Here is a 12,414-nt window from a genome sequence, read left to right as displayed (position 1 = left end):
CTCCTTATGCCGCCGTCACAAGCACGCTGCAAGTCTTGCCGGCAATGCTGCCCGTCCAGAACGCTTTGGCTCCCGCAGGCGCGGAAGTGAGCGCGCCGCTACCGGCTATTATGCTGACGCTGATATTGCCGTTGCCGCCGCGAACGGTGTAAGAAATTTTATTGCCGTTTGTTCCGCCGTCGGTTATAGCGGTTGCATTGCCGAGTTTATATTCGGTGCGAATAGCCGTCAAAGTCTTGACCCAAGACAACAGCGACGACGCGTCCTGTTCCTGTTCGGCAACACTCTTGACCGTGCTTGCGTTAAGTCCCGTAAGCTCGCAAGTAAGTTCGCCGAAACCTATTTTATAGGACGCATTCCCCGTCGCCTCCCACTTCATGGGTTGACGGTAAATTCTATCCTCGTGCGGCGAGCTCGTCAACGAATCGGTGCTTTGCGTTTCGAGGGTGTAATCCATTATACCCTCCATGCCGAGTTCGTCGCCGTAATAAATCCACGTAACCCCCGGCAAAGTCATGAGCATGCCGTAATACATATACAACGCGTTTTCGGAATCGCTTATAAGGCTACCCTCGACCTTGGTATAGTGGTCTGTGTCCACGCCGTTGGACGCTTTTAACGCCATGCGGTTGCGCGCGCGCGGCAAGTCATGGTTAGACGTGAACTGACCCGCAACGAAGTTGGGATTTTGACCTTTGAACGAAGTGTAACCCTGCAAATACGTTCTGAACGCGGAATGTAAATCAGCTTCGCTCTTGGCGGGCGCGCCTGCGCTTAAATGCGGTATGCCGCGAACTTCGGCAAATGCTCTGCCCGCATAATACGTATTAAAATCGAACTGCGAATCAATGCCTTGATAGTATTCTTTTGTTCTCTCGTTCCAACCGTCGAGGTTTTCGCCGACTACAAACGCATTGGGGTGCGCCGATTTAAGACGGTAGTTAAACTCGCGATAGAAGTTGATATTACGCTTTTTATCGTGCGAATATAAACCGTCCTCGACTACGGGCGCCGCGGGATTGTTTTTATCCGCCGTGCCGGAAAGAGTTTTGCCGACGGGCAGAATTTCGTTTTTCATGTAGATGTGTTTGACCGCATCAAGACGGAACCCGTCCAGTCCGAACGACATCCAGTAATCGCAAACTTCGAGTATCGCGTCGCGCACGGGCTGATAGTCGTAATTAAGCTCGGGCATGTCGGACGAGAACGACGAATAGAAGTAGTAGCCGTACGAATCGCCGTACCACTGTTTTTGAGTTTCCGCGTCAAGACTGTCGTAAGTTTCCTTGTTTATCCAGTTATAGAACTGACGATAGTCTATTTCGCGCGTCTTGCCGTCGGCGGTTTGTATCTTTTCTTTTTCCAGATTTTGCGATTTGACAAACCAAGGGTTGCTCTTGCCCGTATGGTTGAGAACAAAGTCCATAACTATTTTCATGCCGTATTCGTTATGCGCTCTGTAAACAAGTTCGCGGTAGTCGGCAAGGGTGCCGAATTTGGGATCGACCGAGAAATAATCGTAAATGTCGTAGCCGTGATAGTTAGTCGAGTTTTGGAAAGGCGTTAGCCATAACACTTCAACATTTAGGCTTGCAAGGTAAGGCAACTTCTGTATAATTCCGCGCAAGTCGCCCATGCCGTCGCCGTTGCTGTCCGCAAACGACGCTATAAATATTTGATAGCCCGTGCTCGCATCGAAGTTTTGCACGCGGTTTGGCCATACTGGATATTTGCTCGAATTGTCAAGCGCGCTGTTAATCATGTCGTCACCGTCGGCGCGAGTGATAGCTGAACCTTCAGGAATACCGTCGTAATTACTGGAAACATCCTCGCCCGTAAATTGCGGCGTGCCGAATCCGATATTGCCTTGGGTGACAAACCAGTGCATCCCCTTATCTTTACGCCGAGCTTTCGACAGACTTATGTTTGTATTGCCAACATCGCTTATCCAATGTTTATCGTTGCTGCGTGACGAAATTTGAAACAACAAAATTCCGAAAGTGCCGTCTTCGGTATTGTAGTCGTCATAGTTGATAACAACGTCCTGCGACGCGCCATGTCCGCCGTTTGCGTCGGGATCCCAACCGCAATCGGTATAAGTATTAGTAAGATCGACGTCATACACCGCGCCGCTTTCGTCTATGTGCATTGCGTTGAACAAACGACCGTTCGCGTTGCCGATAGGCCATACCCAAAGCCCCCAATCTTTATAGACCGAGGATTCAATCTGCGTCGAGTATTCCGGCGCGGCGTTCGGCAAGTTTTTGACCGTGCCGTTTTCGCTTTCCGCGTGTCCGCTACGCTTATAATGAATATAGATATGCCCCGCCTTATTCCACTCCGCCGTGGCAAGACTTTCTTCGTACTTTTTGGCAATATCATCCTGTTCGGACTGCGACCGCCATTGCGCAGTAACGGTAATGTCCGACCGCACGACAGTCGTTGCAAGAAATTCCGCGCCGTCGGCAGTTTTCCAACCTATAAAAGAATAACCTTTATAGCCGTGAGGCACGGGCAACTCTCCGCAAGTGCCGCCCGATTTAACTTCTATAGCATCAGGATATACCAACGCGCCCGCGGCTTCCGCCTCCGCGCCGACGTAGAAAGTAACGGTATAAGTTTTTCCGTCGCCTGCTACTCCGCCGCCGCCGGGGCGCGCCGCCTTGCCGCATGCGAACATTGGCAAAGCCAAAACCGCGCACAGCACAAATACTATCGCTTTTTTCAGTTTCATCATTTCCCTCCGATTAAAGCCGTGTATTGTATACATTATACACCCGTCGAACGACGTTTGTCAATACTTTTACGTATTTTATCCGCAACCCGCAATCATAGATTTACGGCACAACGCCCTCCGCCCCGCGCCGAAAATCGGCAAAAAATAAATGATTGTATTGAAAGGGGGGAAACAATACAATCATTTACCAAAGGAAGAAAAAGATTGCAAAGAGTAACTCTTTACGTGCTTGATTATATTATATATACTTGTTGATAGTGTGAAAACGCTATGACGAATACAAGAATTTTGCCGCGCCGATTTTTACCGCCGCGCGCGACGTTCGCGGTCGTTTTTCACATACGAAAAACCGCCCGCGCCATCTTCGTCAATTCTGTTTCAGTAACGCGTTACGCTATCTCCCACGAACACACAACCGTTTCGGACAATGTTATTTCCTCCGGTTCGACCGCGTTGTCCGAATAAGCCGCCGCACGCAACATCATGGGGCGCGCGCCCTCCGTCGCCGCGTATTCCGCCTTTATCAGCGCGCCGAACTTTACGCCCGCCGCCGCCGCAATATTTTGCGCGTCCGTTTTGGCTTCCTCGACGGCGCGTTTTAACAACGCCTTACCCTCGCCGTTGTCCTTGAAAGTGAACGACACGCGCCACTCGACATTGAGCGCGCTCAACGCTTCGGTCGCCTTGCCAAACAGTTCGGGCGAAAAATCGAACTCCGCCGCAAACGCATGCGCTGCGCGGTATCCCACCGTTTTTTTATCGTCGCGCAGGGTAGTAACGTTTATGCCGCGGCTTTTGAGCGACACGCCGTCCATGCCCGAAAACGCTTGCGTCGCCGCGCTCGCCGCTTCGCTCGCGCTCTCCACAGCCGCCGCGTACTTTTTTGCCTCGCCGTAAGCGGTGAGCGTAATGCGCACGCGGTTCGCCGCGACCTGTTCCGTCACCGTCTTTGTCACTGTAATAAACTTACGTTCCATATCAACCTCCGTTATGGTTTATATTTTTCGATATATTTATATTGTCGCCGCGCAAAATCCCCTGCGCCCGACAACTTTTAAACTCTCAAATATTTTGGATAGTGATTTTTAAGCGCGGACGTTCCGTCGCCCGTCGGCGCGGACTTGACAAGCCCCAGCGCGTGACCGCCGACTGTCGCTATAAGCATGCCGCGTTGCGGCGCGCAAACTTCCAACTGCCTGCCGCGAATATATTCGCCCGCAAGCTCGCCCAATTCAACCGTGCCGAACGCCTCAACCTGTTCGTCCGTCAACGCGTGCGTGAGCGCGTGCGCCGCGTCCTTGCCGCCGTCAAACACCGCCGTTCCGATTTTAACGGCGTTAAGCCCGTCGAGCGACGGCAAGTCGAACGGCAAAACAAACCTGCCGTTGATTTCCGCAATGTCGAGTTTAAGCCTGCCGAATGTCGCCGTTGCGCGCTTTTTGCGCGCGCTCGCCCGCTCGGCTTCCCCGCCCGCCGTCTTTTGCAGAACACAGTAAAAATGCCCTTCGCCGTCGAAATTCATGGGGTATATTCGCCGCGCGTTCGGCTCGGCAATGCCGCGTTCCGCGCCGTCCGCAAGCGGTATATCCACGGTGCGGAAGCCCTTTGAACTTATGTACCTTACAACGTCCTCGTTCTCCTCGCGCGCGAACGTGCAAGTACTGTACAGCATATATCCGCCGCGGCACAGCAGTTCGGTCGCGTCGTCTATGACGGCGCGCTGGCGCGCGGCGCAACCCGCGACTATTTCCGCCGAATACGGAACGTCCTCGTATCGCGTAATGCCGCCGCCGCTACACGGCGCGTCCACTATTAGCGTATCGAAATATCCGTCGAACCCCGCGCGCCGATAATCGCCCGCAGTGTTGCAAGTGACGACCGCGTTGCTAACGCCCAAGCGCTCTATGTTTTCCGCAAGCGCTTTCGTCCGCTTGTATTCGGGGTCGTTGCAAAACAACACCCCGCCCGACATATATTCCGCGGCTTGCGTCGCTTTGCCCCCGGGCGCGGCGCACAAATCAAGCACGCGCTCGCCTATGTACGGCGCAAATGCCGCAACCGCCGCCGCCGCGCTCGGCTCTTGCATGTAATATAACCCCGCGTGGTACAGCGGGTCGAGCGACGGCTTTACGTCGCAATAAAAGGAATTGCCGCAAAGCGCGTTCTGTTTAAGCGGCGTGCCGAACAGCCGTTTAAACTGCTCGACTGTAATCTTGCGCGTGTTCACGCGCAACGCCTTGTACCTCGGCTTATCGTTGTACGCCGCGACAAAGTCGGAATAACGCTCGCCCAACAGTTCGCGCATGTACTCGAAGTAATACTCGTTACCGCTACTCACCGCTCGTACTCCCCGTAATTTACCTGATACAAATACAGTCCGTGCGCGGGCGCAAGCTCCTTTGCGAACGCTCTGTCGCGCTTTTCTATGAGCGCGGGCATGTCCACTTGCTCGCCCCGCCCCGCCTTTATGAGCTGTGCGGTTATTATGCGAACCATGTTATACAAAAAACCGTCGGCGTTGATATAAAACATTACGAACCGCCCGTCGCGCTCTATGTCCGCGCGCTTGACCGTGCGGGTAAAGGTTTTTGCGCCGCCGCCCGCCGCGACGAAAGTAGAAAAGTCGTGCGTGCCCAACAACGCCCGCGCCGCGTCCGCCATGCGTTCCGTGTTCGGCTCGAAGCCCAAGCACAGCGCACGATCGTTAAGCGGCGGAAGGGGCTTGCCCGTGTACATGAGGTACATATAGGTTTTATCTATCGCGCCCATACGCGCGTGGAAATCGGGGCTTGTGCGCCCGCCGTCCAACACACGAATTTCGCGCGGAAGATACGCGTTAAGCCCGCCCACGACGTTCCTATCGTCGAGCTGTTTTTCACAGTCGAAGTGCGCAACCTGTCCGACGGCATGCACGCCCGCGTCCGTCCGCCCCGAACCCGTGACCGAGGCGCGCTCGCCGAAAAGTTTGAACACGGCGTTTTCCACTTCCGCTTGCACGCTATTGCCGTTGGGCTGGCGTTGCCAACCGCAGAACGGCGTGCCGTCGTAACTCAACACTATTTTATAGCGCATATCACAACCCCAGCACGGCTATAAAACCCCAGCCGAACCAATTATAATTGAGGAACAGCACGCACACCGTGACGGCGCACCAAAACAACAGCGCGACCACGTCGCTTACGCGGCAGTGCAGTTTTTTCATGCGCGTTCTGCCCTTTGCGCCGCGGTAGCAACGGCTGTCCATTGCGTCGGCGAGGTCGTCGGCTCTGCGAAAACTGGAAACGAACAGCGGAATAAGCACGGGCAACATCGCTTTTATTTTTTTAAACGGGTTGCGCGACTCGAACGCCGCGCCGCGCGCTTTTTGCGCGTTCATTATTTTGTCCGTTTCCTCTATGAGCGTGGGGATAAGCCGCAACGCTATGCTCATTATGAGCGCAAGCTCATGCACGGGAAATTTGATTTTTTTGAGCGGCGACAGCAGACTTTCCAGTCCGTCGCACAGCTCCGTCGGCGTGGACGTGAGCGTCAGCACCGTCGGCATGAGCACAAGCAACAGCAACCGCCAAGCAAGTTTAATCGCCGCGTAAATTCCGTTTAGGTAGATATGGAAAATCCCCCACTCGGCAAGCGGCTTGCTGTTGGGGTCTGTGTAAAACACGGTCATCAACAGCGTAGTTATAAGGACGATTATAATAATCATCTTTAAGCCTTTAAGCACTTTGAGTATGGGCACGCGCGCCAACAGTATGGTTACAATCACGAAAAACGTCATAAACCCGAACGAAAAAAAGCTCTCGCAAAAAAACACCGTGACTATAAACAAAATCAGTATCAGCAGTTTGAACCGCGGGTCGGCGCGGTGTACGACGGAATTGGACGGGTAGTATTGCCCTATTGTCATATCACGCATTTTCCACCGCCCTCGGCATTACCTTTAACAGCTCGTCCACAAGCTCGTTTTCGGTGAGTATCGCCTCGTTGACGTTTACGCCCGCCCGACAAAGTTCCACCGCGATTTCTGTAACAAGCGGAAGCTCCACGCCGCACTTTTCGAGCAACGCTTTCGACCCAAACAGCTCGCGCGGCGAAAACACGCCCTCCACGCGTCCGCGATTGAGCACTGCTATTTTGTTGCAGTATTCGGCTATCTCGTCCATATTGTGCGAGATCATTACGACCGTCGGGCAAGACTGCTTAACGCGCATGACAAGGTTCATAATGTCGCGTTTGCCCACGGGGTCCAGCCCCGCCGTCGGTTCGTCAAGCACCAAAATTTCGGGGCGCATGGCAAGCACGCCCGCAAGCGCAACTCTGCGTTTCTGCCCGCCAGACAGCTCGAACGGCGAACGTTGCGCAAACTCGGCATAGTCCAGCCCCACAAGCTCTATCGCCTCTTTGGCGCGCGCCTTTTGCTCCTCGGCGGGAAGTTTTAGGTTTTTCGGTCCGAACATTACGTCCTTTTCGACGGTGTCGTCGAACAACTGATGTTCGGGATATTGAAACACCATGCCGACCTTGGCGCGCAATTTTTTAAGATCGAGCTTTTTGACGGACAAGTCCATGTCGTCAACAAGCACGGTTCCGCTCTTTTTTTGCACGCGCGTAAGCGCGTTGAAATGACTGATAAGCGTGGACTTGCCCGCGCCCGTGCCGCCGATTATGCCGAAAAAATCGCCGTCCTCGATTTTAAGATTTACGTCGAACAGAGCCTGCGACGTGAACGGCGTTTTGGGATTGTACACGTATGACAGATTGCGGACGTCAATCACGGCGTTCACCTCCGCCTTTTACGGCTCGCGCCGCTTGCGCGACGAAGTCTTGCACGGACAGCGGACAGCCTATGTCCGCGCCTGCGGATTTAAGCCGTTGCGCGACGCGCACGTACACGGGCAAGTCCAGCCCCGCGCGCGTAAATACTTCGGGCGTTTGAAAAAGCTCCCGCCCGCCGTCCGCCGTAACGCCGCCGCGATCGAGAATAATTATTCTGTCCGCTTGCGCGGCTTCTTCCATAAAATGCGTAATCATGACGACCGCCATATTCTCTTTGCGGTTTAGCCGCGTCACGACGTCCAGCACCTCTTTGCGCCCGTCGGGGTCGAGCATGCCCGTCGCCTCGTCGAGTATCATGAGTTCGGGCTTGATTGCAAGCACGCCCGCTATCGCGACGCGCTGTTTTTGCCCGCCCGACAGCCGAGTGGGCCCGCTCGTCGCGTAATCGCGCATGCCCACGCAGTCGAGCGCCCAATCGACGCGCTCGCGTATTTCCGCGGGCGGAAGTCCGAGGTTTTCGGGTCCGAACGCCACATCGTCCTCGACTATGGTCGTCACCATTTGGTTATCGGGGTTTTGAAAAACAACGCCTATCTTTTTGCGAATTTCGTAAAGGTTGGATTTTTCGGCGGTCGATTTGCCGTCCACCGACACAACGCCGTAATCGGGCAAAATAAGCCCGTTGGCAAGCCGAGCGAGCGTCGATTTTCCCGACCCGTTACAGCCGACAAGCGCGACAAACTCGCCGCGCTCCACCGCGAGGCTGACCGACTTTAACGCCTGAATATAACCGTCATCGCCGCTGGGGTACGAATAATCGACGTTTGAAAATTCCAGAAATGGCATGCGTTTATTTTAACACTTTTTGCCGTCCGCTGTCAACTGCACTAAACGCATATCGCCCGCGTTTGCGCAAAAAAACGACCGCTATTGCGATCGTTATCAGTCGGTTATATTCTCGATGTCAAACAGCGGACTGTCAAAAAATTCCTTTAAAGTCATTCCGAATCCTTGCGCTATTTGAAATACAATATTTACTGCGTTAGTTTGATTGCGTTGCCTACGAATATGATCGATATTCTGCGCGGCAACGCCACTATTCATTGCCAAACGATACTGCGTTATTCCCTTTTCCGCAAGCAACTCGTTTATTCGCTCCGCGAGGGCTTGATTAAACGTCATGTTTCACTCTCCAAAATCAATCGCCGCCGACCGCAATAAAATACGGTCAAAACCGCAATGCCGCGATATTTTTAATCGATAATTTCTTTAAACAACGGACTGTCGAAGAAATCCGACAAATCCATGCCAAACCCCTGCGCTATATTATACACAACGCCCAACGCGGTTGACTTATTTTTACAATGCCTAATCTCGCTAATCATCGAGTTCGTCGCCCCGCTCTCCATTGACAGCCTGTATTGAGTCATATTTTTTTGCGCCAACAGCTCGTCGATACGCGCCGCAAGAGCTTCCGTTAATGTCATAGAATTGCCGCCTTATTTCGTCATTACTAAATAAATTATATATCTTGCTCAAAAATATTCATTTCGTTATTACGAAATAGTCGCAAAACTATGACATTATCAGCATTGCATAAAAACACTATAAATAAAAACGACCGCTATTGCGATCGTTATCAGTCAATGATATTTCCGTCTGTAAACAACGGACTGTCAAAAAATTTCTGCAAATCCATGCCAAAACCCTGCGCTATCTCGTAAATCAATTTAATGTTTACGGTCTTATTGCGCATGTGAATTATATCGCCTATTGATGACGACGGTACGCCGCTCAACTTAAACAGTCTGTATGCGGTGATTTGATTTATTTCCAAAAGTTCTTTCACCCTTGCCGAGAGGGCTTCTGCAATAGTCATAAAGTCCTCCTACTGCGGTTTAGCTTACTATTATTATAATTCCCATAAAATTATTTTTATGTAGCCCGTCCGCAATACCTGCGCTTTGGCTCCCTACTTCGTATAATTGTATTAGCGTAATGTTCGATTTTTCCCAATAACGACCGATAAACAAAAAACCGCGACGATTGTTTGTTCGTCGCGGTTTTTTGCGTATACTTTATTAAGTTGGTTTGTTCTACACCCACCACAGCGCGTTAGTGCGCGGCGCGCGGATTATCACGTTTTTCATGAACTCGATTGCTTTGTCCAGCCCTTCCGTTTGGGTCATCAAGCTGTCCTCGTGCTCGATTGACAAGTATCCGTCATAACCGACGGTGCGCAAAGCCGACACCATGTCTTTCCACAGTTTTTCGTCCGATCCGTAACCGACCGTGCGGAATATCCAACTGCGCCCCGCCTCGTCGGAATAGGGTTTGACGTCGAGCACGCCGTTGACCGCGGTGTTGTATTTATCGATAGCGGTGTCCTTGGCGTGAAACCAATACAACGCATTGCCCAGCTTTTTAATAGCCGCAACGGGGTCTATGCCCTGCCACAACAGGTGCGACGGATCGAAGTTTGCGCCGAGGCTGTCGCCCGCCGCCGCGCGCAGTTTTAACAGCGTTTCGGGATTGTACACGCAAAAACCGGGGTGCATTTCAAAGCATATACGCACGCCGTTATCTGCGGCGTGTTTCGCTTTTTTAGTCCAGTACGGGACAAGCACGTCGTTCCACTGATATTTAAGCACGTCCGCAAACTCGTTGGGCCACGCGCACGTCACCCAGTTGGGCATATCGCCTTTGCCGTCGCCGGGGCAACCCGAAAATGTGATTATGTTTTTAACGCCGAGCTTGGGCGCGACCTCGATTGCCGCGTCAAGTTCCTCGTCCGCCGTTTTTGCTATATTCTTTTGCGGGTGCACGGGGTTGCCATGCACGGACAACGCCGCAATCTCGATACCGTGTTTATCGAACAACGCTTTAAGCTCGTCGCGTTTTTTCACGTTATTTTTAAGCTCGATAATATCGGCATGCGCCTTACCGGGGTAACCGCCCGCGCCCAGTTCCATTCCGTCCACGCCGCGATCCGCAAGATATTTAAGCGCGGCGTCAAGCGGCATATCGCCGAACACCGGCGAAAAAACAGATAATTTCATAGTTTACTTCTCCTCGAAATACACGGGCTTGCCCGTTTTTGCCGACTCGTAAATGGCTTCGAGTATGCGCGTGACGACAGCCGCCTGCTCGGGCAACACAGTGAGCTTGCCTTTGCCGCGAATTGCGTTGACAAAGGTTCGCGCCTCGGTGTCGGCGGGAGAAGCCGCCGCGCCGTCGAAGAACGCCACGCCGCCCACGCCGAAGTCGGGTTCGGTTATGTACTGTCTGCCGTTGTTTACGCCGTTAATGCGCAACTTGCCGTCCTTGTAGATGTTGGCGCCCGCCTTGGTGCCGCAAAGCATGGTCTGCGCTTCCCCGGGGGTGTCGTGGTTGAGCGCCCAGCTCGCGTCGAGGGAAATGGTCGCGCCGTCCTCCATTACCACAAAGCCGAACGCGCTGTCCTCGACGGTGAACTTGTCGGGATCCCAATCGCCCCAAGCGTTGCCCGTTTCGCGCTGATTGTTGAGTTTGTGATAGGTCGTGCCGACTGCGTATTTGGGCTTGTAATTATTCATAGCGTACAGCGTGAGATCGAGTGCGTGCGTGCCTATATCGATAAGCGGTCCGCCGCCCTGCTTTTCCTCGTCGAGGAACACGCCCCACGTCGGCACCGCGCGGCGACGAATAGCCTTTGCGCGCGCGAAGTAAATATCGCCGAACACGCCTTTGTCCGCCTCCGCTTTCATGTACTGCACTTCGGGACGGTAGCGGTTTTGATAGCCTATCGTGAGAAGTTTGCCGCTTCGCTTTTGCGCATCCAGCATAGCCACGGCTTCTTTATAATCCATTGCCATGGGCTTTTCGCAAATGACGTTCTTGCCCGCGTCGAGCGCGGCGACCGTGATTTCGCTGTGCGAGCAGTTGGGCGTGCACACGCACACCGCGTCCAACGGTTCTTTCAAAAGATCGCGGTAATCGACGAAAACTTTGCCCTTGCCGCCTGCGTAGTCGGCATTGGCTTTTACGGCGCGCTCCTCTATAATGTCGCAGAACGCGCACAGTTCCACTTCGTCGCCCAACGCCTTATAAGCGGGCATGTGCTTGCCGTTGGCTATTCCGCCGCAACCGATTATACCGAATTTGAGTTTTTTCATTTTTATGTCCTCCGAATTTTATTTACGCGTACTCGCGCATGAACGCGCAACACCGCTTTAAGTAGTCGGCGATCGGCAGGTCGGTTTTTTCTATTTCCAAAACCGCCCACTCCGCGCCGATTTGTTTGCACTTTTCGAGCACGTCTTTAAGCCGCGCCCGTCCTTCGCCCGCGACGGGATTGACCGCCTCGAAATTTTCGCCCAGTTCTTTTATGTGCACAAGCGTTATTTTGTCGCTGTGCTTTTGTATGAACTCGCACGCGTCCACGCCCGCGACCGCCAGCCAGAACACGTCGGGTTCCAACATCAAGCCGTCCACGCGCGCCGCAAGCTCCGTAACTTTGTCCGCGCCGTCTTTAAACTCGTGCGCGTGGTTGTGATAGCCGAGCGCAACGCCTTGCTCGCGCAGTTCCGCCGCTATGCGCGGCAATTCGGCGACGGCTTTATCGAACTCCGCAGCGTTGTCGAGCGCTTTCCACGGCACGACTATATTACTAATGCCGAGTTGCAACGCCGTCGGAAGCTCCGCTTGCATTTTTTCCGTGCCTATATGCGCCGAGAACGCAGTCAGCGAGTATTTGTCGAGCAGGCTTTTTATTTCGTCCGCGGTCTTGTCGTAAAACCCGGCAAACTCCACGCCGTCGAACCCCGCGTCGGCAATTATTTTCAACGCGCTTTCAAGCCCGTTATCTTTTATGTAATTGCGCAAAGAATACAGTTGAACGCCTGTTTTCATAATATCGCCTATCC

The 12,414-nt window shown here is 53.2% G+C and carries 13 protein-coding genes; all 13 read right to left on the bottom strand.

The annotated features are described in order from the left end of the window. Window positions 1-4: 4 nt before the first annotated feature. A complete protein-coding gene (locus tag NFR57_RS07005; RefSeq protein ID WP_251183129.1) occupies window positions 5-2,737 on the bottom strand; it encodes an alpha-amylase family glycosyl hydrolase in 2,733 nt (910 codons plus the stop codon). A 389-nt stretch (window positions 2,738-3,126) separates the two neighbouring features. Further along, window positions 3,127-3,714: an SIMPL domain-containing protein gene (locus NFR57_RS07000; protein ID WP_251183128.1), complete on the bottom strand. Its 588-nt coding sequence runs from the start codon at window positions 3,712-3,714 to the stop codon at window positions 3,127-3,129. 77 nt (window positions 3,715-3,791) lie between these two features. Continuing rightward, a complete protein-coding gene (locus tag NFR57_RS06995; protein ID WP_251183127.1) occupies window positions 3,792-5,075 on the bottom strand; it encodes a methyltransferase RsmF C-terminal domain-like protein in 1,284 nt (427 codons plus the stop codon). Beyond that, a complete protein-coding gene (gene truA / locus NFR57_RS06990; RefSeq protein ID WP_251183126.1) occupies window positions 5,072-5,809 on the bottom strand; it encodes a tRNA pseudouridine(38-40) synthase TruA in 738 nt (245 codons plus the stop codon). Before truA ends, NFR57_RS06995 begins: the two co-directional genes overlap by 4 nt. 1 nt (window position 5,810) lies before the next feature. After that, window positions 5,811-6,641, bottom strand: coding sequence for an energy-coupling factor transporter transmembrane component T family protein (locus tag NFR57_RS06985; protein ID WP_251183125.1), 831 nt, complete (start codon window positions 6,639-6,641; stop codon window positions 5,811-5,813). A gap of 1 nt (window position 6,642) precedes the next feature. After that, on the bottom strand, window positions 6,643-7,509 hold the full coding sequence (locus NFR57_RS06980) for an energy-coupling factor transporter ATPase (RefSeq protein WP_251183124.1): 867 nt from the start codon (window positions 7,507-7,509) through the stop codon (window positions 6,643-6,645). Then, complete coding sequence (locus NFR57_RS06975) at window positions 7,502-8,356, bottom strand: energy-coupling factor transporter ATPase (RefSeq protein WP_251183123.1); 855 nt, start codon at window positions 8,354-8,356, stop codon at window positions 7,502-7,504. Before NFR57_RS06975 ends, NFR57_RS06980 begins: the two co-directional genes overlap by 8 nt. A gap of 96 nt (window positions 8,357-8,452) precedes the next feature. Beyond that, on the bottom strand, window positions 8,453-8,692 hold the full coding sequence (locus NFR57_RS06970; protein ID WP_251183122.1) for a helix-turn-helix domain-containing protein: 240 nt from the start codon (window positions 8,690-8,692) through the stop codon (window positions 8,453-8,455). A 71-nt stretch (window positions 8,693-8,763) separates the two neighbouring features. Continuing rightward, the gene (locus NFR57_RS06965; RefSeq protein WP_251183121.1) at window positions 8,764-8,997 is read right to left on the bottom strand and encodes a helix-turn-helix domain-containing protein; all 234 of its coding nucleotides are present in this window, start codon (window positions 8,995-8,997) and stop codon (window positions 8,764-8,766) included. 152 nt (window positions 8,998-9,149) lie between these two features. Next, window positions 9,150-9,389 (bottom strand): XRE family transcriptional regulator, encoded by a 240-nt coding sequence (locus tag NFR57_RS06960; protein WP_251183120.1) that lies wholly within the window; start codon window positions 9,387-9,389, stop codon window positions 9,150-9,152. A gap of 217 nt (window positions 9,390-9,606) precedes the next feature. After that, a complete protein-coding gene (locus tag NFR57_RS06955; protein ID WP_251183119.1) occupies window positions 9,607-10,569 on the bottom strand; it encodes a sugar phosphate isomerase/epimerase family protein in 963 nt (320 codons plus the stop codon). Between the two features lie 3 nt (window positions 10,570-10,572). After that, window positions 10,573-11,664 (bottom strand): Gfo/Idh/MocA family protein, encoded by a 1,092-nt coding sequence (locus NFR57_RS06950; protein ID WP_251183118.1) that lies wholly within the window; start codon window positions 11,662-11,664, stop codon window positions 10,573-10,575. Window positions 11,665-11,686: 22 nt separating this feature from the next. Beyond that, window positions 11,687-12,400 carry a sugar phosphate isomerase/epimerase family protein gene (locus NFR57_RS06945; RefSeq protein WP_251183117.1) on the bottom strand — a complete coding sequence of 238 codons (714 nt, stop codon included), beginning with the start codon at window positions 12,398-12,400 and terminating at the stop codon, window positions 11,687-11,689. Window positions 12,401-12,414: the final 14 nt, after the last annotated feature.

The organism is Anaerocaecibacter muris, from assembly GCF_943192945.1.
GTDB classification, from domain to species: domain Bacteria; phylum Bacillota; class Clostridia; order Christensenellales; family Pumilibacteraceae; genus Anaerocaecibacter; species Anaerocaecibacter muris.
The sequence above is the reverse complement of the archived record's forward strand: the minus strand, read 5'-3'. Positions and strand labels throughout refer to the sequence as shown.